The sequence below is a fragment of the Bradyrhizobium sp. CSS354 genome (assembly GCF_029051725.1).
GTDB lineage: Bacteria > Pseudomonadota > Alphaproteobacteria > Rhizobiales > Xanthobacteraceae > Bradyrhizobium.
Window position 1 is genome coordinate 17432 of sequence record NZ_JAACFU010000030.1, and the last position, 20557, is coordinate 37988.

Here is a 20557-nt window from a genome sequence, read left to right on the forward strand (position 1 = left end):
TGCCGCCACCAGATTGTCCGACCAAGGGAGCGGCGTTGCGCGATCGGCTGAGCCTAGGCCGGCGCGCAGATCCTGACTATCGGCGCGCCTTCATAAGATGAGCCGCTGGTGCTGCCATCAATACGACATCCCAGCGCGTCGTGTTCAGCATTCCGCGGCGACAATGACGAGGCATAGCAGCGGGCGGAGCGTTTCGTCTCGCAGGAGCTCCGCGACCGGCTGCTTGAAGACAGATCGCAGCAATAGGCGCCGCGCGTCTGCAAGTGGTCAAAGGACTTGTACGGGGCGATTGGTGTCAAGGCTTTTCGTTGTGCGCCATCTCCTTCTTCGGCCGGGCTGCGACTTCTCTTCGTCCCGATCTGCGTTTCGCTGGCTGCTGCGCGCCGCGGCTGTCAAGGGTGGCCGAAGGCCATCGCGGAGCGACTTGCCGGAGGGGTGACGGGCGACATCGCCACGCGCCGTAGCCGTACAAGATGACAGCAGCAGCACTCCACGGTTCAAAGAAGCCCGAGGCGGCGCGCCTTGATAGCACACTGGATTCGGGTGGTCACTTCCAGCTTTCGCATAGCGTTCTTGATGTGAAAATCGACAGTGTTCTGGCTGATTCTCAATATCCGCCCTATTTCCCAGGATGATTTGCCCTCCTCTACCCACCGCAAGCACTCCTTTTCTCGTGCCGACAGCACAACGGCTTGCCCATCGATCATGTGTTTCTCCTGGAGCCGATACGACTGGAACGCGATCAGCAATTGCCGTACCAGCGACGGCGATCGCAAGCTCTCCTGCCAACACCAGCCTTGGAGCACCAATCAGCTGCCGATCCAACTGCGGCACCATCGGCTGTCGAAGCGATTGCGACATACGTCGTAAACGCGACAGCAGTGGTTGCAACAACGGCACACTTGACGTCCGCGACCTAACTAGGCCTGGGAGGTCTCCTCATAGCTGGTAGGCGCCAGCGTTATGTCCTGGGCTTGCTCCAGCGCGGCTTTCTGCGTGACCCCATGGAAGGGGCGGAGCGGACCCAGCTACATTCGTTGCGGCTCCAAGCCAGAGGTTGTGGGCATGGCCGGTAATGGCGTGGAGGACTGGTTCTGTTCGCGTAAATCGCTCGACGGCTCATTGACACTGGATGAGTTGATAACGGACATCGAACAAAACCAAAGTCATTAACGCTATGCGGACCACGGTGCTGGGCGACACTATTGACTCTAATGTCGCCGCGTGATGCTTGATTCATCTCGTGATCCGCACCGATCGCTTGCGTCGCGTGATGTCGGAGGGCGTCAGAAAGGGGTGCGATCCGTCTTATTTGTAGACCACAGCTATCCAGCGGCCATACCTGCGCTCTATGTTTGTTTCTTGCCGGCGAAGCCTACACTCATAGCCTCATACCGACTATCGTTCGGGGCGGAGGCATGAGCGGCAAGGGCGAAAAGACTCCGATCGAGGCATTAGGGCCGCCGAGTAATCGGATAATTCCGCGTACCACGAAGCCCCGTCGCAAGAACCGTGGCATGCCGCCGCCCGCGACGTTGGATATCGATACGCTGCCGGGCAGCTCAAATTTGACGGCATTAGAGGCCGCGACGGTTATCCGGCGCACGCCCGACGCGCTGGAGCAGTGCCGGCGGGATCCAAAACGACGCGCTGAAATGGCGTTACGTCGACGGCCGCCCACTCTATCCTGTCGATGCGGTGCGCGATTACAGAAGACGGTCGACGAGGACAATCGGTCAGGTTGTTTGCTCACCGGCTTGGCAACCGAAGGGATTCGATGCAGGCGCTGATATCTGCCGAACTGCTACCCGAGGAAAGCTCTCGGCTGAAGCACGAACTAGACAGCTACCTGGGCAGGGTTCAAGCGGCTTAAATCGGCGTGTCAACGTCGCAAACTCTCCACGCCTGAAAGTTGACCTTTCTTCCGCAGCCAAGTTGCCCCATCTGCTCTCGGATCGGCCTGTAAATGCTGGGCGTTCTATCAGACCGGGTCTCTTAGAGCTGCAAACGCGGAAGCGCTGAGCACTCCTGCGGTCCCATGCAGGGTTTCTTTATCTCCGCCGCAAGACGGCGGAGCGAGCCGTAACCACGCTGGAAAAATGCTTTCCCTTCCTAACCACAGCAGGAATAGTGCGCCGAATTTGAATATTAATTTGTGTGCTGACCGGTCAACGGCGCAACGCAGCCATTGCTGCTCTCTCTTCTGCGGTGCAATCGAGGGTATTTCCATGCGCAATCATGACCTTGTTTCCGGTAGCTTCCTGGCACTGACCGCGGCTGGCCTCGCGCTGCTCTGCTCGAGCCTGCTCGTCTTTGCCTTCGCTTAGCGGCTGCATCCGAAGACGAGGAACCGATCGATATCGAGCATATGGAATTTTGAGCCGATGGTCCTGCTGCGGTGAAGACGCTAAGCGTCGGCATCCAGTAGGCGTTCTGCAGCATTGGCGGCTCCGCGGCAAAGCCGCCGTTTCTAAGCGGATTGAATAGATATCATGTCCTCTGGAAGGAAGATCGTCGCCTTATGAAGGTGACGGTATCGCCGGTCAGTCGCCGCGATTGCCGATCGCTGGAGCGCCGTCGGCACAAGCCGACAGTCATTGGTGAAATCCGGCGAAAAACGGCATCAGACGCGGAATTCAGGCGTCAGCGCCGCGCCATTGCATTAATCAATATCGCCATATGGCTACTGTGCAAGGGCGAACGTGACCGTTGCACGAGCCGACGTTTGTGGAGACCGGCAAAGTACAATGGCGGCGGCAAACCAATTCCAATTGGACGAAGCAGCAAATGATCTGGCTGCAGACAATCTGATGCGCTCGGGAACGAAGTCGTCCGATCGGCGCGCCGGTCCATTGCGATGGGTCAGCTAGTCCGGAATGGAAAACGAGGCGGCTGAAGCCATCGGCATGCTGATGTAACTCCAGCCAGGACGGCAGGACTAACTTGTTCAAGTCCGCAACCAGACACCTGTTCGGGTACGACCCCGATGGCAGATCTCGGCACGAATGGATCCTGCTGCTTGTGAGCGCCGCGACGGCGGTGCTTGCCGGCATCACGGCTGCGGAGGCGGCCGACTGTCCGCGTAAGGACGCGCTCGGGACCTCGCGCGTGCTCGCCGTTGACGCCAAGAGTCATCCACGGGTCGGACTGAAGAGCTTTCCCCAGACGCTGCCCTTGGCCGACCACGAGGTTGTGCTGACCTTCGACGACGGGCCCCAGCCGCCGTATACAGAAGAGGTGCTGGCGGCGCTCGCGCAGGAGTGCGTCCGAGCCACGTTCTTCCTGGTCGGCAAGTCGTCAGCCCAATATCCCGAGCTCGTGCGGCGCGCGGCCGCGCAAGGCCACACCATCGCGCACCACACTTGGTCGCATTCGATGGCGTCGAAGATCAGCTTCGAGAAGGCAAAAGAGGACATCGACCGGGGGATTGCGGCCGAGGAAATGGCGCTTCATGGCGTATCGACAATGGCGCCCTCGACGCCATTCTTCCGCTTCCCCTATTTCGACTCGACCCCTAAGACGCTCGAGCTACTCCAGTCTCGGGGCATCGTCGTGTTCGGAGCGGACCTGTGGGCCAGCGATTGGGAGGAAATGACGCCAGACCAGGAGCTGAAGCTGATCACCAGTCGGCTCAATGCCGAGGGGAAGGGGATCATTCTGTTTCACGACGCCAAGGCACATACCGCCGCGATGATGGCCGCCTTCCTACGGTACCTGGACGACAACGGCTATCACGTCGTTCACGTCGTTCCGACCGCGCCGCTGCAGAGGAATGCCGATACGCATTAATGGCCGAATGTCACGGCGGCGAAGAGTGGAGCAATCCCGAATCCACTGAGCCGTCGTTCATGCGAGCCGGTGCAAGGATGAAGGCGGAATCGCGCCTGAGCCGTTTCGGGCAGGTAGGAACCGCAAAGTGACGTAGATCACGTCAGACGTCCGCCTCACACTTGCCGTTTACGCGCCGGCAGGAGTGGCAGGGGCGGATAGCCGCTCAATATCTTCGTCCTACTTCCTGATTTTGGAATGGAGAAGCCCACCGCTCGTGACCCGAGCTATCTTCCTCTGAAATGCCGCGACCGTCTCACGCTTTAATGCGGGTCCGCAAGCATTAGAAGAGGTCTCCAAACAAGCAGATCGTAAAGTGATGCACGTGAACGATAAAGACGATCTCGCGCGACACGGGCCCGACTCACAAAGCATTTAACGGCAATGCGATGGCAGTCCGAGAACCCGGCTCATCAGGACGGGACATTGTCTATTCGAGGAACGCGCGAGAAGCCGGCCTCAATCGCGAGCTCAACGACCAAGTTACACGTGTTCTTCGGGCCGTGATGTTCTTCATTGCGCGGCAACAAATGGCGCGTCCGGTGAGAGATTAGAAAAACTGATTATCTAAACACTACCAAAAATAGTGTGCCTTGGACTCGCGCGTTCCACGATTCTTTGAGAGCATTGATCTCAGCCAATGAGGCGGGTCAGGGTCGCTCATGATGCCCAACAATTTCTCCGACAAGGTGAGTAATTCAGTTATTGACGCGAGCCGATGAGCGTTCCTTCCGCGACGCGCGCAGCCCTTGCGATGGGAGCGTCAAATGTGATTGCTCGGGACTGGATCCGGCAAATCGCTGGTCGGCCTGCCGCTCGAAACTTTCTACGAGGGGGAGCGTAGATCCAGATCAGTGAGCCTGTTCGCAAGCGGTCAGCCTCGCTCCTGTAACGTCCGAGCATCAACACGAAGCCCCCGATGTGGGGCGACACGCAAGTCGAAAGAAGAAGAGACTGCTCCGTGCGACCATTACGATGTTCGACAAGTCACTCCTCCGAGTTTCTGAGATATTTTAACTTAGCTGGGAGCGACACAAAGACGCTATCACCTCGGTGTGAACTCGGCCGTCATCTGACCTTCAACCGTGCGGCATATCTGTTTTGGATCGGGTGCTGCGGCAGCCTCCTGCCCCGATGCCGCCGCTGAATCAGGTCGTATGTTAGTTAAACCTGTAAGAGGATATGACATGGTGTCCACGCGTGAAGTCTCTATCGATGACGCCACAACGGTGACTCACATGGTTGCTGCCCTACTTGCCGAACTTGAGGGCGGACAAAAGCAGGGCGGACCAGATACCCAGCTTGTTGTCGACCTCCTGGCCATGAAAGAGCGGGTCTATGGGTTTCTGGCCTACTCGGAGGCACACCCGGTCGGCCTGATTATGTTGTCGGAAAGCGCCGCCCTTTTCGCGGGCGGAACCTACGGTATTATCACCGAACTCTACGTGGTGCCGGATCAGCGATCGTCTGGAGTCGCGATGCGTCTTATTGAGGCTGCGGTGGGCCTGGGGACGGCAAAAGGCTGGGGCCAGCTCGAAGTGGGGGCGCCGAGGCAGCCCACGTGGAGCCGTAGCCCCACCTCAGCATTGTACTTGAAGGCTGGTTTTGCAGAAGTCGGCCCACGCCTCAAGTTGCCGTTACACGGCTTAGCTAGTCAACGCGCGAAACGTAATGCTGCGGAGAGATCGCGGTTAGATCCTCGGCGGCAACGCGCAATAAGCCGCTGTATCCCCGAATCGTCCTCTGCGAGATTTGCGTGAGCGTCGATTTGCGGGCGATCGACCCGCGGTGAAGTTTGTAGTGCCGGGTGTGAGTCCGGCCGACAAGTTAGAGACACCGGCGCATCTCAAACCCCTCATTCTGAGTGGGCCAATCGGCATGCCCAGCTCGAAAGGACATGAACCGCTGCGCCGCGCAGAGGGTCGGCCTCTGCGCGGCAACGAGCCTTCTGTAAGAACGGAACGCTGGCCAGTCTCCCAGGGTGTAGGGATGCGGCGCTTTTCCAAATGCTCACGAGGCCGCCCCATCCGTTGACCTGTTCCTGACCGGCTTAATATTCTTCGCGGTCACTTGCGCTGGCGTCGCACCGACGAACTGTTCGTACAGAAGAGGATCTGTGGCGCCCTCGGTGTTGATCAGGAAGACCCGGGCATTGGGTCCAAGACCAATCTTACCACGCAAGGTCGGGTCGGAAGCAGCCTTCAATAAGGCTGCGAGGCCAACACCACCACTTTCGCCTGCAATGACAGCGGGATCGCTATCCTTCGGATTTGCCAGACATTTCATCACGCTGATTGCGTCCTCGTCGTCCACAGTCATAAAAGCATCCGCTGTGCGCGAAAGGATGCGCCAAGCGACGAGCGAAGGCTCGTAGCATTCGAGCATCGCCATCACGGTCGATTGCCCATGATCTACCTTGACAGAATGCCCGGCCCGCGCGCTTTCGAAGAGGCATGCTGCCCGCGAGGGATCGACAACTGTGAAGAACGGGCGCTCGTCGCCGAACAGAATTGATAGATGTCCAGCAACGGCTGCAGCGATCCCACCGACGCCTGCCTGGATGAAGACGTGTGTCGGCGGCTCCGGTAGCTGGCGGAGTGCTTCGCTCACAAGTGCGGTGTATCCCTGCATTACAAAGCGGGGGATCCGCTCGTAGCCAGGCCAGGACGTGTCAGACACTGTGATCCAACCTTCTTGAGCTGCAACTCGCGATGCTTGGACGACAGAATCGTCATAGTTGCCGTCGACGCGGATCATCTGCGCGCCAAAGCCGGCAATGGCGGCGATGCGCTCGTTGCTCACGCCTGAATGAACGAAGATGGCGCATTTTGCACCAACGAGCTGGGCGCCCTGAGCAACCGATCTGCCATGGTTGCCATCCGTGGCGCAAGAGACCGTCATACCGCTTGCCACGGAATTCACTTCACGTGTGTGCACCTCGGACACGTCAACATCGCGACCGAGCTGCCAAGTTGCTTCCTCGAGCACCAGACGGATCACAGCATAGGAACCTCCCAAGGCTTTGAAACTCCCAAGGCCGAGACGTTGGCCTTCGTCCTTTAGATGGATCGAACCCACTCCAATCTCGCGGGCAACGCCTAGCAAAGAAACAAGAGGGGTTTCCTTGTGGCCATCGCGATGCTTGAGAAACCACTCGACCTCGCGAGCGGCTTCGACGCTCACCGCGTCGGCGTCCGAGGAATCGAGGGGAGCGCGGTGGTCGATGTGTTGGTTGAGGAGAAACATGGTCTGCCTCGTCAGTAGCGCTATGTATGGGATACCTCATTCACGACGATATAAGTGGCTTATTCTGCGTCGATTTTGAAGCAGCGCCCGGGTATTGTACGCGCCTTTGCCACGACCAGGTTTTCGATCGACGATCCTCTTACAACAATCGAGCAAAGTTCACAGAAACCTGCGGCCCGCGCGCTATATCAGCGCGTCTGGAGAGCAGCTATGTGGGAAGGCCGTGGGACCGCCCACGGCCTTCTCCTTCAAAAGGACAGCTCATCGCCGGCATAAGAAATTCGCCGCCGGCGCGGACCCCCTCGGCCACCGGGTCGTGATCGTCTTGCGCTTGGTGTAGAAGCGAACGCCCTCGGGACCATGCACGTGGTGATCGTCGAACCGGGACGCTTTCCAGCCACCGAATGAGGGGAGCGGCATCCGCACGGGGATCGGAGCGTTGATCCCAACCATTCCGACTTGAGTTTGATGGGCAAACTCGCGGGCCGCATCACCATCTCTGGTGAAGAGTGGCGGTGCCGCTGCCAAATTCGTTCTTATTAATCATGTCAGCTGCATCATCATAGGAGTTGGCGCGAGCCAACGCGAGGACGGGACCGAGATCGATCTCTTCGCAGTAAATTGTTCATGTCGGTGGTCACGCTATCAAACAGACTTCCACCGATGAGATATCCCCCTTCATAGCCTTGACGCCGAAGTTCGCGTCGGTCGACGATCAGCTTTGCACCTTCTTGTACGTCCGCGTCGATGTAGCCTCGGACCTTATCGAGATGTGGCTTTGTTGCTAGTGGCGCCATTTCGGCATCGGGACCAGTGCCAGGACCGACGTTCAGGGCGCGGACCTTAGGCGCCAGCTTTTTCAGAGCATCGACCGCGGGGTCCATTTCGGCGTCCGGCATGACAATCATGTGGTTCTTGGCGCCTCCGAGAGCCTGGCAGCGCTTGCTGCGACTGGATGCCTCGAGACCGGCGGTCGGATTTGGTCGAGGATTGAGGCCGGTGCCGGTGCGACAAGATTGCCCAATTGCGCGTGAGGCCGATGAGCCTCCCGTTCCGATCGTTGTGCTTGGCGTCCCGAGGCGACTGAGGACGTGAGCGTACTCGAGCGAGGACGTCCAACCAGGCGGAAGCCCAATGCTTAACCAGCACGGCGGGTCGATTTATAGGAGCAAAGACTGATGTCTCGACCACACTTGGCGATCACCCATCAGCGCAGGTGCCCTTGTTGCTGGAATGCATAGATCGGATTCATCCCGCAATAGGCTAGGGTACCGGAGGCAGTGGCCATGCACTGGTCATAGGTCGAGAACTGGCAATTGCCTGGATATCCCCAGATACGTCCCTGGAGGCAATAAACGTCCTGCCGAGCCGGTGGAATGAAAGAACGACCCCGCGGAGCGGCGGTCAATGGCGATGCAAAGCCGATGAGGATGGAAAGTGCAAGCACACTGATAAAGGGAAGGTTGCGCATGAGACCTTTAACCTCCAAATCTAGAATTGATGTTTTGATCTTGGTCAATGGCAAACAGCTTCGTAGACGGCTTGGCCGACGGACTTCGTCGCGATCTGCAGATTCCACAAAGACTTCGCGGCCGACCGATGTAACAGGTTGGGGACGTCAGAAATCTGAACTCCGCGGAGAACTCTGGCCTCACACTCGCCCAATCGACTAGCGCTCGATCCACAAATGGCAACTTTAGCCTGTCACCGCTGCGACTGGCCGCCGCGAGGAACCCATGTGCTCCTCATGGCGGTAGTGCTTCACATGAGGGCACGCGGCCCAGGCATTCAAGCAACCGTGGATCATCCAAAGCGCCTCCCTTCTAACGTCGGCCCCTCCCTCGGGCTGACTCCGCGCCGGTGTCCAGTAGTTCGGCTTTCAGGCGAGCTCTCTCCAGCCGCTTCCTGAGTGCTGCAAGTCGGCTCGACAGTCTCATCGATTCCTCAATGCCAAGCTCACCGAAAACGAATTGATCCAGTTCCTCCTGTTGTGCAGCGATGTTCGCGAGACGCTTACGGGCTTTGTCCGTTAGCGAGAGCTGGACGACCCGAGCATCCCTGATACCGGTCTTGCGCCGCACAAATCCGACTTTCTCCAGCGCCTTCGAATGTAGCGTGATGAAGGACGGGTCGACTTTCATCAGTTTTGCGACCACTCCGGCCGGCGCACCGCCATCCTTGTCTAAGTCCATCACCGCCATCAAGATCGCCAATTGTGTTCCACTAATGCCGAGTGCCTCGGCTCGAACGTGAAGAAAATCTTCCAGACAGACGTTGAGGGATCTGATCTCCAACGTTAATCGCCGCACCACCTCCTGACTCTCAGCAGAGCCATTTCCCCCTCGCGTTGCTTGCTTAGCCAAATGCGGTGCCGTCGAATGTTAGGACCCTGCTCAAAGCTCGTTCGCGCTGACAAGGTTCAAAGAGGGACAATGTGTTGGGCCTCACGTGCTTACTTCCGTCGATTATTGGAGAATGCCAAGAAGTGGCCCGAAGTACGAGACTCCCGGCGAGACTCCCGGCCTCCATGTCGGCGGCTACTGCTTGCCAACCTATTGGCTTCACCAAAGATAGTAGGCTCGCCGCTCAAAAAGAGACCCTCGATTCGTAGTGTCGCGCACACCGGCGCGACACTACATTTCTTACGCTCCGGCCACAGGTTGCCCCCAATGCGGGAAGAGACCGTACTCGGATCTGGACAACGGCTCGAATATCTCTCGAGAGTGGGGCAGCTCTGCGCTTAACGGAATCGCAACTTTGCACAATCGACACGGTGGAATTCATCAAAAACGGTCGCCGGAACGCCGAATTCAAGCGCGATCGCAGCGTTGCATCTCGTCTATTGCCGCCCACGAGCGCGTGTTGCCGCCCGACGAGGCAGAGGATTTCGTTCGTCGGCTGTCCGACAATCCGGCCCTTAATTGTCGAGGAACAGGGAGCGAAGACCGTATCCAACTCCTGCCGTACCTGGGCTGAGGATCGGCGGGAGCGCGTTCGGGTCATGCGGAAGCGGAAGCGATCGAAAACGTACGGGTAGCCCCATCGGACGAGGCGCATCCAGATCCCGCCTTCCGGCCCCGAGTCATTCTTCCTTGCCGTCGAGACTTGATCACCCGCCGGCTAAACTCGGCGCGACAACTCACTTATAAGATGTCTGGAAGGCACGGCCGCAGAAGGACAGATCTATTCGCCGAATCCGTGCACCGGGAGTGAACCTCGCTCAGATCCCGACTTCTTATGAGGGGCATAGATAAATCTCCCCTCGCTTACGCCTTCGCCGTCCAGCGACCCAATGAAAACAACCCGTTAGGCTTCGCGGCATCGTCAAATCAGTGTTGTCAGGCGAATTATGCTATCGCCTGAATGGCGTTGGAAAAGATGCTGGCCGGCCGGTCCAGGCCGTAATGATCGCGCAGCGTTGTGCCCGTGTAATCGTGACGGAATAGGCCGCGCTTGCGCAGAATGGGCACGACCTGCTCGGCGAAGATGTCGAACCCGCCGGGCAGCCAGGGCGGCATGACGTTGAAACCATCGGCTGCGCCGTTCTCGAACCAGGTCTGAATGTTGTCGGCGATCTTTTCCGGCGGTCCGGCTATCACCCAATGGCCGCGGGCGCCGGCCAGGCGCTGTACGAGCTGACGAATCGTCGGCTTCTCGCGATCAACGATGTCGATCACCAGCTTGAAGCGGCTGGCAGCGCCGTGGGCGCCCTCGGTATCGATCAGATGACGAGGAAAGGGGCCGTCGAAATCAAACCCGGAGAGGTCGAGACCGATCATCTGGCGTAGCTGGCTCAGCGAATACTCGGGCTGGATCAGCTCGTTGAACTCGTCCTGCAGCCGATCGGCCTCGATCTGCGTGCTGGCGATGAAAGGACTGATGCCGGGTAGAATCTTGATCTGATCGGGACTGCGGTCGAAGGCGCGCGCCTGACGCTTGATGTCGGCATAGAATTCCTGGGCGCTCGCCAGTGTCTGATGCGCGGTGAAGATGGCTTCGGCGAAACGCGCCGCAAAGGCGCGTCCGTCGTCGGAAGAGCCGGCCTGGACATAGACCGGTCGTCCCTGCGGCGTCCTTGAGATGTTGAGCGGCCCACGCACGCGGAAGTGCTTTCCGATGTGATTGATTGAGTGGATCTTGCCGGTGTCGGCGAAAACACCCGAGATGGGGTCGTTGACGAGCGCGTCGTCCTCCCAACTGTCCCAAAGCCGCGTGATGACATCGAGATATTCCCGCGCCCGCTCATAGCGTTCGTGATGCGGAGGATGCTCGGGCAAGCCAAAGTTCTGCGCGGCCTGCGGCGTGCTCGTTGTCACGATGTTCCAGCCGGCCCGGCCGCTACTGATGTGATCCAGCGAGGCGAACAGCCGCGCCAAATTGTAGGGCTCGGTATAGGTCGTCGATGCCGTGGCAATCAGGCCGATCCGCTGGGTGGCGGAGGCGATCGCGGTGAGCAGGGTGATCGGCTCGAGCCGAAACCGCTGGGCATAGCGGACATTGTCCGCCAGCGCCGGGCCATCGGCGAAGAAAACCGCGTCGAACTTGTGCGCTTCAGCGCGCTGTGCCAGCTCCTGATAGTAGGTGACGTCGAGGATGCGATTGGCCGCCGAACTCCTGTGGCGCCAGGCAGCCTCGTGATGGCCGTCCGGATAGATGAAGAAGTTGAGGGAAAGCTGCCGTCGTTCGCTCATTTGTGAGATCCGCGTGCATTGGGAGCTGTAGCAAGCGAGACTCTACGTCTGCAGTCCCGCGGATGTCGATGAAATGAATTTGCGTTGTTGAGGTGGATGCAAGCATGAAGCTTGCGACCAGAGCGCCAATCAAAAACCAGGGCAGTCGTCACGATGAGAAACGACGGCGGCTGTAACGATTTTATCGCGTCTCTGGACGAGAAGTGCGTTGCGTCGCGTCAAATTGCGCCGCTCTTGCAGCCGGGCGGGCAGTCATCATTGCAAATCTTTCAGTGTCAGCATTGCTAATGAAGCGTTCGTTGCCTCTCGCCGAAAACAAAGCTGGTTTCATTTCATTGACTGACGATCGATCGCTCGTACCATTCAAGCCCGCAATGCGAGGGCGTTTCATCATGCTCTAATCCGATCGCCGTGACCGATGTGCCGGCTCGGGCCATCTGCCGGAGCACGTTGCGGCCGAGTAGCGCCCCTAGCCTGAAATGATTTCATCTATCTCTGCCGTCGTTTCCGCGACCGGCGCATGGCGGAGCTTTGTCCACGGGATCGCAGTGACGAGAGCACGACCATGAGCAACACGACAACCATCGACAACGTCATTCCGCGCGCCGACATCGTCAAGCGTGCGGCCAGGCTCGGCGCCGAGATCAGGAACGTCAAACTGTCGGGCGACCTTTCGGACGAGACCATCCGTGTCATCAATCAGGTGCTGCTCGAACACAAGGTCATCTTCTTCCGGGACCAGGGAGATCTCGACGATGCCGAACAGGAACGCTTTGCCATCAGGCTCGGCAAGCTGGTGCCCCATCCGACGGTCGGCGCGCTCAAGGGCACGTCGTCGATCCTGGAGCTGGACTCAGGCCGGGGCGGTGGCCGCGCCGACCAATGGCATACCGATGTCACGTTCGTCGACGCCTATCCGAAAATCTCGGTGCTGCGCGGCGTGGTGATTCCACCCTACGGCGGCGATACCGTCTGGTCGAACACGGCAGCCGCCTATCTCGACTTGCCGGCGCCGCTGCGCAAGCTCGCCGACGAACTGTGGGCCGTTCATAGCAACGCCTATGACTATGCCGTGAAGACGCGGGCAACCGAGGCGGACAAGAAGCACTTCGACGAGGTGTTCACCGGAACGATCTTTGAGACCGAGCATCCGGTCGTCCGTGTCCATCCCGAGACTGGCGAGCGCACGCTCGTGCTCGGCAATTTCGTGCAGCGCTTCGTCGGCCTGCCGAAATACGACGGCCAGAAGCTGTTCGAGCTGTTCCAGTCGCATATCACGGCGCCGGAAAACACCGTGCGCTGGAGCTGGGAGGCCGGCGACGTTGCGATCTGGGACAATCGCGCCACGCAACATTACGCGGTCAACGAGTATGGCGACCAGCGCCGCGTTGTGCGCCGCGCCACCATCGATGGCGATGTACCGCTCAGCGTCGACGGTCGCCGCAGCGTGACGCGCGTCGAGACATCCAAGCCCCAGACCGCCAAAGCCGCTTGATCCGGATTCGCTCAGGAGAGTTCGCAATGATGAACGCTATATTTCGATTGCTTCGCGCAAGGCGCGCCCGGTTGGGACGTGCCACCCGCAAGGGGTTGCGGGCTTTGCTGGCCGGCGCCGTGGCGCTCGGCCTCAGGGCCCCGGCATTCGCCGAGCCGCCGCTCGATAAGACCGAGATCCGCTACCAGGGATCGGCCGGGCAGGTGACGTTTATCGAGCTGGCCGAGGACCTCGGTTTTCTTGCGCCGCTCAAGCTCAAATGGGTCGGTAATACCATCAGCGGTCCGCAGGACATCCAGACCGTCGTCGCCGGCGATATCGACATCGGCGGCGCGTTCTATGGGGCGATCCTCAAGTTGATCGCGGCGAAGGCCCCGGTCAAGGCGGTGGTCGGCTACTACGGCTCCGATGTCAACACCAATTATGGCTACTTCGTGAAGGACGACAGCCCGATCAAGACCGCGCGTGACCTGATCGGCAAGAAGGTGGCGGTCAACACGCTGGGCGCACATTTGGAATTCGTGCTGCGCGAGTACCTGGCCAGGTCCGGCCTCAGCGCAAGCGAGGCCAAGCAGGTCACGTTGGTGGCGATCCCGCCAGTCAGCGGCGAGCAAACGTTGCGCCAGGGCCAGGTCGAAGTGAGCGCGTTGAGCGGCGTCTTGCGCGACAAGGCGCTTGAGCGCGGCGGCATCCGGTCTCTCTTCAACGATACCGATCTGTTCGGCCAGTTCACCGGCGGTGCCTATGTGCTGCGAGAGAAGTTCATAAACGACAATCCCAATGCCTCGCGCAAGCTGGTGGAGGGGATTTCGCGGGCGATCGAATGGGCGCAGACCACACCTCCGGAAGAGGTGAGGACCCGGTTCGACAAGATCATCACCGAGCGCAAACGCAACGAGGATGCCTCCTCGATCAAATACTGGAAGAGCACCGGCGTTGCGTCCAAGGGCGGCGTGATCTCGGACAGCGAGATCCAGGTGTGGATCGACTGGCTGGTGAAGGACGGCCTGTTTAAGCCGGGTCAGGTCAAGGCTTCCGACACCTACACCAATGCGTTCAACTATTTCCGTCCCGGAAAGACGGCGGAGGCCCAATGACCACTGTGAAGATCCGCTTCGAGCATGTCCGCAAGGAGTTTGTCGTGCGCGGCGAGGGCGGCGGACCAGGCCGCCACTTCACCGCTCTGGAAGACATCACGCTCGATGTTCGCTCCGGCGAATTCCTCGCCCTGGTTGGCCCAAGCGGCTGCGGGAAATCCACCTTGCTCGATCTGCTGGGCGGGCTCACGCTGCCGACCAGCGGTCGGATTTTGCTCGATGGCCGGCCGATTGCAGGACCCGGTCGCGACCGCGGCATCGTGTTCCAGCAGTATGCGCTGTTTCCCTGGCGTACCGCCGAACAGAATGTCGAGTTCGGTCTCGATATCGCCGGGCTCAAGGCCAAGCAGCGGAGCGACATCGCGCGGCATTTCCTCGACCTGGTCGGGCTGTCCGGCTTTGCCGACCGCTATCCGCATGAGCTCTCCGGCGGCATGAAGCAGCGTGTCGCGATCGCGCGAAGCCTCGCCTATGATCCCGAGGTGCTGTTGATGGACGAGCCGTTCGCCGCGCTCGACGCCCAGACGCGCGAGACGCTGCAGGGTGAGCTGCTGCGGATCTGGCGCGCGACCGGCAAGACGATCGTCTTCATCACCCACGGTATCGACGAGGCCATCGTGCTCGGCCAGCGGGTGGCAGTGATGACGTCGCGCCCGGGCCGGATCAAGCAGGTGTTCGACATTCCGGATGTGCTCCGCAGCGACGATGACGACGTACGTTCGCTGCCCGAGTTCGGCCGCGTGCGTCACGAGGTCTGGAGTCTGTTGCGCGAGGAAGTGTTGAAAGCCCAGGAGGGACAGTTGGCCGGCGCCATTGGTACGCAGCGTGCCGCCCGCAAAGTGGAAGAGGTTGCCCATGTCTAGTCTCGAAATGTTGACATTGCTGGAGGTTGCTCACAGGCGCCGAGAGCCGCTCACCAGCGTGGAAAAATCCGCATCGCCAGCGGCGGACCGGATCCGCGCCACGGCTCGCGGGCTGGCTGCCTTCGGACACCGCTCATTGCTGTTGATTTCCCTGCTGGCGGCGTGGGAGGCGGCTCCGAGGCTTGGGCTGATCGATCCCGTGTTCCTGCCACCCTTCTCGGAGGTCATCGCTGCGGGCTGGCAGCTTGCGCAAACCGGCGAGCTCTATGATGACGTCGCCGCCAGCCTGCTGCGCGCCTTGAGCGGATTTCTCATTTCGGTCGCCTTGATCGTCCCGCTTGGCGTGGCTGTGGGTTGGTATGCGGGACTTGGCAATCTCGTGAACCAGTTCATCGAGGTCTGCCGCAACACTGCGCCGCTTGCGCTGCTGCCGGTCTTCATCCTGTTGCTCGGAATCGGCGAGCTGTCGAAGATCACGATGGTAATCTATAGCTGCGCCTGGCCACTCCTGCTCAACACCGTTGCCGCGGTGAAGCAGGTCGACCCGTTGCTGATCAAGTCGGCGCGGACCATGGGTGCAACCCCGCAGCAGCTGTTTCGCAAGGTGATCGTTCCGGCGGCGCTTCCCACTATCTTCGTCGGGATTCGCCTCGCCAGTGCGTCGGCCATGCTGGTGCTGGTGGCCTCCGAAATGGTCGGCGCCAAGGCCGGCCTCGGCTATCTCATCATCAACAGCCAGTACAGCTTCCTGATTCCGCAGATGTATTTCGGCATCCTCAGCATCACCGTCATCGGGCTGGCGTTCAATGCCATTCTGGAGGCACTGGAGCGGCGCTTCATGCGGTGGAAAGCGCCAGTGACCGCATGATATGGGGCAGGCGCCGCTCGCAGGTCCCGCGCCGGCAGCCTGCGTAACCATGTTCGGCGGATCAGCCAGATTGCCGCCGATCATCGACATGTCGTTTTCGGCGCAAACAGCAGCACCAGCATCAACACCCCTGCGATCGGCATGCGGATATCGATGTCGATTGGTCGTGGCTCGCGATGCGTGGCAGCCGTGTAGTCGCTGCTGCTGGCATCACCTCACGTTAGAGGTGTTCTTTCGAGGCTCCGGCAGAAGACGATTTCTCCTCCATTTCCAATTCCGCGGGGCGCTTGTGGATCCTCTTGCCCAGCCCTATCCACCCGGCACTCCCCTGGACACCGCTGCGCAATCACGACGGTTAGCCGTCTCGCCCCATGTAAGGGGCGCCGGATCAGTCAGGGCTGAAGATCAAACAGAGTAGGATCGCGGCCACGACCACTGTCCAACCGATTGACGCGGCGAGAGCCCATACTTGGATTGGCATCGGACGAACTCTCCCGATGAACCTAAGACACGCTGGCGCTGGACAGCCGGACTCTTGAAGCTACCTCAAACCCTGTTTGAGATAAAAGCCCTTACTTGGGGACCGCCAGAATCGAAGCCGGACTCGCCACTTGTGAAGTCAAAAACGATCTCAGACCTATGTTTTTCACTCGTGCCCAGGCCACTGTAGAGAGCCGTCATTGCGCCCAGAGGGCGGTCGTAAGTGAGGAGTAGCTAACGGCGCTCAAATCGGGCGGCATCAGCCTAGTTGTTTACGAAGCCCAATAGGCTTCGCGTCGCGATTGCGCCACGCCGGAGACGTTTCCCGCGTTCAACAGCCCTGCTCTGCATCTGAGCGCAGATGCTGTGCTCTATTCTACTGCGGACTAGTGATCGCGTCCCTTTACGCGCCACAGGGTTGAACGGTGTGTGAATGCGGCGCAATGCCAGCTGATCGTGCTGGAAAAGAGCGAACCCTTGGGAGACCAGCAGGAATTATGCGCCGTATTTGACTAATCTTTCATGATGAACCGGCGAACCGAGCGGAGATTACCTGATCTCTACTCCTCGCCAAAATTGAGTTCCTCATAGGCATTGTTGATCTTGTCAGCAGCAGCTTCTGGTGCTGTCGGCAGCTGAAGTTGCGCTCCTCTGCTCAACCTCTGCTTCTGGTCGGCCGTGTTGCCGTCTTTGTAGACCTTAATCGCTGTTGTCCCGGAGCGTCTCCAACTACGTCGCCTGAGCCCCCCACGAACCATCTTCGGAAAGTGGCCGCGAGAGCCGCGCCCGCGTTCAGTATCTTTGTTTTCGTATCAAGCCGACAGATATTTTGCCTCTTGGTAGTTGTCATTTCCTCTTAATTGCAGATGCAAGGCCAGATGAGGAGCAATTTGACTCCGCTTCGCCCGATCTGGACTGAAGGCCATTGGATGTATGGATGGGATAAGCGAAAATCAAAGCGCGTTCGCTTCGAGCACGAGTACCGGGCAACGCTTTTAGGGTTGGACGGCACGTGGCGGCGCGATTGCATTCTCATCGACGTTTCCGACACCGGAGCACGTCTTCGAATTGATGGATCGACTGACGTGCTCAAAGCTCGCCAGTTCTTCCTGCTGCTTTCAACCGTCGGATTAGCTTACCGGCGATGCAAGCTGATTCGACTGGACGGCTCGGAAATCGGAGTCCAATTTGTAACCAGCCGGCGGTGCGACGGTCTCAGGACGTAGTGCTCCCGTAGCGTCGCACCGGTATAGCCGTTCCGGAATACGCCATATCGCCGCAACGAGCAGCACCTGCTTCGAAAACTGGTCGAAACCGCTAGATAGGAAAAGGCGGCATGACGTTGATCTCGTCGGCGGCACCAGCCTCGAACCGGGTCTGGATTTTTTCGTGATCTTTTCCGACGGACCGGCCATCACCCGATTGCCGCGTGCTTCAGCCAGGCGCTCCACCAGCTGACGTATTGTCGGCCTCTCGCGCTCGATAATGTCTACGACGAGCTTGGATCGGCTTGCAGCCTAACGCGACCTCGGTCGTGTCGATTAGATCACGTGGGAAGGGGCTGTCGTTTGAACCCGGTGAGGTCTAGCCCTGTCATCTGGCGAAGCCGTCAGTGAGAATTTCGGCTGGATCAGCGCGTTGAATTGCCGCCGACGGCGGGTCGCCCTCTGATCAGATTGCCCTTGTGATCCGTCGGAAAGTGCCGCGCCTCGACGCGCGACGGCCTGATAGATGCTGAGGTTTGTCGCCTATCATGGCCGAGCACGACCCGTCCGTAATCGATCAAGAAGCCGGAGCGGATGTAGAGGGCCGGGGTGAATATCGACGCCGATTCGGCTCGATTCACACGTGAATACGAATGTCGGCATTCGGTGACATGCGTGGATGTCATCGAGCGATGACATTTTAGGTTGTCAGCGAACGTCGACATATGCTAAAGTAAGCGAACGTTGACATTTGGGAATCCCATGCTCATACGCACTCCGGCCGAACTCGGCGCCGTCCTTCGCGACCGGCGCAAGAAGCTCAAACTCGATCAATCGACCTTTGCCAAACGCATTGGCGTCAGCCGCCAGTGGGTGATCGAGGTTGAGCACGGTCACGCGCGCGCTGAGCTCGGGCTGATCCTTCGCGCCCTTGATGCCCTGGACATTCGCCTGGATGCGGGCACCGAACAAGCGCCCGCCCGCGAGGCCGCCAGGCCAGCCGTCGATATCAACGCCATCGTGGCCAAGGCCAGGAAGAAAAAGGCATGACCAGCGAACTTGTTGCTCTGCTGGATGCTCAGGAAATCGGCTGCGTGCGCAATGACGCTCGTGGCCGGCTCACCTTCGTCTATGACAAGTACTGGCGCCAGGCCGAAGGAGCCTATCCGCTGTCGCTGTCCATGCCGCTCGCGGCTGAAGAGCACGGCCCTTCCGCCGTGCAGGCTTTCCTCTGGGGACTCCTACCCGACAACGAACGCGTGCTCGAACGGTGGGCTCGAAGATTTCAGGTGTCCGCGCGCAACGTGTTTGCTCTTATTTCCCATGTCGGCGAGGACTGCGCGGGTGCCGTTCAGTTCGTCACGCCCGATCGGCTGGAGGCCTTGCGAGGCGGCGCCGAAGACAAGGTCGAATGGCTCGACGAAACGGCGATCGCTAAACGCCTGCAGACCCTACGTGAGGATCACGCCGCCTGGCGGCTGCCGCGCGATACCGGACAATTCAGCCTTGCAGGCGCCCAACCCAAAACCGCCTTGCTTCTGCAAAAGGGCAAATGGGGAATTCCCTCCGGGCGGATTCCGACGACGCATATCCTCAAACCGCCGACTGGCCATTTCGATGGACACGCGGAAAATGAACATATCTGCCTCATGCTTGCGCGCCATCTCGGTCTGCCCGTCGCCGACACCCAGGTGATGCATTTCGGAAAGGAAATCGCCATCGTCATCGAGCGCTACGACCGGCAGTTCAGTGGGAACGAGATCGTCCGTGTCCACCAGGAAGACATCTGCCAGGCGCTCGGCATCCTGCCGACTATGAAGTATCAAAACGATGGCGGACCAAGCCCTGCCGATGTGATCGGGCTTTTGCGCACCTACTCCACGGATCGGGTCGCCGACGTTGACACGTTTGTCGACGCGCTAGGCTTCAATTGGCTGATTGCGGGTACGGATGCGCATGCCAAGAACTATTCGCTGCTGCTGGCCGGAGGCCCTCACGTACGGCTCGCGCCGCTCTACGACATCGCCAGCATTCTTCCTTACGATGACGTCGATCTGCAGAAGATCAAGCTCGCGATGAAAATCGGCGGTGATTACAAGCTCAGCCAGATTAGTTTACGCGATTGGCAGAAATTCGCGCGCGAAACGCGCCTCGATCCTGACAAGGTGATCGCCGGACTGATTGCCATGGCCGAGCAGCTTCCGGACATTGTAGCCGCCGTGCGGGAGCAAGCGCGGAAAGACGGATTGGACAATGCCATCATCGGGCGCCTCGCCGAGCACCTGATCGCAAGAGCCGGGCAATGCCGTCGACTGCTCGGTGGGGCATAGTTTCCGGTGACGGCCGCCAGCAGGATGATGATGGTCAGCAGCAAGGCTGCCGATCATCATCGACATGTCGCTGTCGACGTCAACGGCAGCACCAGCATCAACGTCACCGCGATCGGCATGCCGATATCGATGTCGATGTCGAGCGTGATCGGTGGTTGCTCGCGATCCGTTGCACCCGTGTAGTCACTGCGGCTGCCATCACCTCACATTAGACGTGTCCCTTCAAGGCTCCGGCAGATAAGCGCCGGATTAGCCGGGGGCGAAGATCAAATAGAGCAGGATCGCGGCCACGATGACTGTCCAGCCGACTGACGTTGCGAGAGCCCATATTTGCGTCGGCATCGGACGAACTCTCTCGATGAAGCTAACGAAGAGACCGCTGGCGCTAGACAGCGGCCTCTTGAACCCGCCTCAAAGCCTCTTCGAGATAAAAGCTCTTACCCCGGGGGTCCGC

At 59.5% G+C, this 20557-nt stretch carries 16 protein-coding genes and 1 pseudogene; 10 read left to right on the top strand and 7 right to left on the bottom strand.

Features of this window, described 5'->3' with window-relative positions; translation table 11 throughout:
- Positions 1 to 497 precede the first annotated feature (497 nt).
- Positions 498 to 707 (bottom strand): response regulator transcription factor, encoded by a 210-nt coding sequence (locus GWG67_RS36030; RefSeq protein WP_275174434.1) that lies wholly within the window; start codon positions 705 to 707, stop codon positions 498 to 500.
- A gap of 2308 nt (positions 708 to 3015) precedes the next feature.
- Here GWG67_RS36030 and GWG67_RS36035 point away from each other — a divergent pair.
- Positions 3016 to 3789: a polysaccharide deacetylase family protein gene (locus GWG67_RS36035; RefSeq protein WP_275174455.1), complete on the top strand. Its 774-nt coding sequence runs from the start codon at positions 3016 to 3018 to the stop codon at positions 3787 to 3789.
- Between the two features lie 1226 nt (positions 3790 to 5015).
- Positions 5016 to 5588: a GNAT family N-acetyltransferase gene (locus GWG67_RS36040; protein ID WP_275174435.1), complete on the top strand. Its 573-nt coding sequence runs from the start codon at positions 5016 to 5018 to the stop codon at positions 5586 to 5588.
- 250 nt (positions 5589 to 5838) lie between these two features.
- On the opposite strand, the gene GWG67_RS36045 is transcribed toward GWG67_RS36040, so the two are convergent.
- The 6 genes and pseudogenes from GWG67_RS36045 to GWG67_RS36065 form a co-directional block, all read right to left on the bottom strand.
- A complete protein-coding gene (locus GWG67_RS36045) occupies positions 5839 to 7074 on the bottom strand; it encodes a diaminopropionate ammonia-lyase (protein WP_275174436.1) in 1236 nt (411 codons plus the stop codon).
- Between the two features lie 208 nt (positions 7075 to 7282).
- Positions 7283 to 8033, bottom strand: a pseudogene (locus tag GWG67_RS36050) (aldehyde dehydrogenase family protein); the annotation flags it as partial.
- A gap of 248 nt (positions 8034 to 8281) precedes the next feature.
- Positions 8282 to 8545 (bottom strand): DUF3551 domain-containing protein, encoded by a 264-nt coding sequence (locus GWG67_RS36055; protein ID WP_275174456.1) that lies wholly within the window; start codon positions 8543 to 8545, stop codon positions 8282 to 8284.
- Between the two features lie 352 nt (positions 8546 to 8897).
- The gene (locus GWG67_RS36060; protein WP_275174437.1) at positions 8898 to 9368 is read right to left on the bottom strand and encodes a MarR family winged helix-turn-helix transcriptional regulator; all 471 of its coding nucleotides are present in this window, start codon (positions 9366 to 9368) and stop codon (positions 8898 to 8900) included.
- A 292-nt stretch (positions 9369 to 9660) separates the two neighbouring features.
- The gene (locus GWG67_RS39170; protein ID WP_369335510.1) at positions 9661 to 10131 is read right to left on the bottom strand and encodes a DUF1045 domain-containing protein; all 471 of its coding nucleotides are present in this window, start codon (positions 10129 to 10131) and stop codon (positions 9661 to 9663) included.
- A gap of 290 nt (positions 10132 to 10421) precedes the next feature.
- Entirely contained in the window at positions 10422 to 11765 is a 1344-nt protein-coding gene (locus tag GWG67_RS36065; RefSeq protein WP_275174438.1) for an LLM class flavin-dependent oxidoreductase, read from the bottom strand.
- Between the two features lie 565 nt (positions 11766 to 12330).
- On the opposite strand from GWG67_RS36065, the gene GWG67_RS36070 reads away from it, so the two are divergent.
- The 8 genes from GWG67_RS36070 to GWG67_RS36105 all read left to right on the top strand — a co-directional run bounded on the left by GWG67_RS36070 (position 12331) and on the right by GWG67_RS36105 (position 20286).
- Positions 12331 to 13260, top strand: coding sequence for a TauD/TfdA family dioxygenase (locus GWG67_RS36070; RefSeq protein ID WP_275174439.1), 930 nt, complete (start codon positions 12331 to 12333; stop codon positions 13258 to 13260).
- A gap of 26 nt (positions 13261 to 13286) precedes the next feature.
- Positions 13287 to 14357, top strand: a complete 1071-nt coding sequence (locus GWG67_RS36075; RefSeq protein ID WP_275174440.1) for an ABC transporter substrate-binding protein — start codon at positions 13287 to 13289, stop codon at positions 14355 to 14357.
- Entirely contained in the window at positions 14354 to 15220 is an 867-nt protein-coding gene (locus tag GWG67_RS36080) for an ABC transporter ATP-binding protein (protein WP_275174441.1), read from the top strand. The genes GWG67_RS36075 and GWG67_RS36080 overlap by 4 nt, the downstream gene beginning before the upstream one ends.
- Positions 15221 to 15356: 136 nt before the next feature.
- Positions 15357 to 16088: an ABC transporter permease gene (locus GWG67_RS36085; protein WP_275174442.1), complete on the top strand. Its 732-nt coding sequence runs from the start codon at positions 15357 to 15359 to the stop codon at positions 16086 to 16088.
- Between the two features lie 1409 nt (positions 16089 to 17497).
- Positions 17498 to 17794 carry a PilZ domain-containing protein gene (locus tag GWG67_RS36090; protein WP_275174457.1) on the top strand — a complete coding sequence of 99 codons (297 nt, stop codon included), beginning with the start codon at positions 17498 to 17500 and terminating at the stop codon, positions 17792 to 17794.
- A 741-nt stretch (positions 17795 to 18535) separates the two neighbouring features.
- Positions 18536 to 18823: a helix-turn-helix domain-containing protein gene (locus GWG67_RS36095; protein WP_275174443.1), complete on the top strand. Its 288-nt coding sequence runs from the start codon at positions 18536 to 18538 to the stop codon at positions 18821 to 18823.
- Positions 18820 to 20103, top strand: a complete 1284-nt coding sequence (locus tag GWG67_RS36100; RefSeq protein WP_275174444.1) for a type II toxin-antitoxin system HipA family toxin — start codon at positions 18820 to 18822, stop codon at positions 20101 to 20103. The genes GWG67_RS36095 and GWG67_RS36100 overlap by 4 nt, the downstream gene beginning before the upstream one ends.
- Before the next feature lie 24 nt (positions 20104 to 20127).
- Positions 20128 to 20286 carry a hypothetical protein gene (locus tag GWG67_RS36105; protein WP_275174445.1) on the top strand — a complete coding sequence of 53 codons (159 nt, stop codon included), beginning with the start codon at positions 20128 to 20130 and terminating at the stop codon, positions 20284 to 20286.
- Positions 20287 to 20557 lie beyond the last annotated feature (271 nt).

Excerpts from the sequence above, each read along its gene's own strand:
- GWG67_RS36075 (WP_275174440.1), top strand. The coding sequence starts at position 13,287 with ATGATGAACGCTATATTTCGATTGCTTCGCGCAAGGCGCGCCCGGTTG.
- GWG67_RS36055 (WP_275174456.1), bottom strand. The coding sequence starts at position 8,545 with ATGCGCAACCTTCCCTTTATCAGTGTGCTTGCACTTTCCATCCTCATC.
- GWG67_RS36045 (WP_275174436.1), bottom strand. The coding sequence starts at position 7,074 with ATGTTTCTCCTCAACCAACACATCGACCACCGCGCTCCCCTCGATTCC.
- GWG67_RS39170 (WP_369335510.1), bottom strand. The coding sequence starts at position 10,131 with ATGCGCCTCGTCCGATGGGGCTACCCGTACGTTTTCGATCGCTTCCGC.
- GWG67_RS36090 (WP_275174457.1), top strand. The coding sequence starts at position 17,498 with ATGTATGGATGGGATAAGCGAAAATCAAAGCGCGTTCGCTTCGAGCAC.
- GWG67_RS36105 (WP_275174445.1), top strand. The coding sequence starts at position 20,128 with ATGATGATGGTCAGCAGCAAGGCTGCCGATCATCATCGACATGTCGCT.
- GWG67_RS36070 (WP_275174439.1), top strand. The coding sequence starts at position 12,331 with ATGAGCAACACGACAACCATCGACAACGTCATTCCGCGCGCCGACATC.
- GWG67_RS36065 (WP_275174438.1), bottom strand. The coding sequence starts at position 11,765 with ATGAGCGAACGACGGCAGCTTTCCCTCAACTTCTTCATCTATCCGGAC.
- GWG67_RS36100 (WP_275174444.1), top strand. The coding sequence starts at position 18,820 with ATGACCAGCGAACTTGTTGCTCTGCTGGATGCTCAGGAAATCGGCTGC.
- GWG67_RS36030 (WP_275174434.1), bottom strand. The coding sequence starts at position 707 with ATGATCGATGGGCAAGCCGTTGTGCTGTCGGCACGAGAAAAGGAGTGC.
- GWG67_RS36080 (WP_275174441.1), top strand. The coding sequence starts at position 14,354 with ATGACCACTGTGAAGATCCGCTTCGAGCATGTCCGCAAGGAGTTTGTC.
- GWG67_RS36040 (WP_275174435.1), top strand. The coding sequence starts at position 5,016 with ATGGTGTCCACGCGTGAAGTCTCTATCGATGACGCCACAACGGTGACT.
- GWG67_RS36095 (WP_275174443.1), top strand. The coding sequence starts at position 18,536 with ATGCTCATACGCACTCCGGCCGAACTCGGCGCCGTCCTTCGCGACCGG.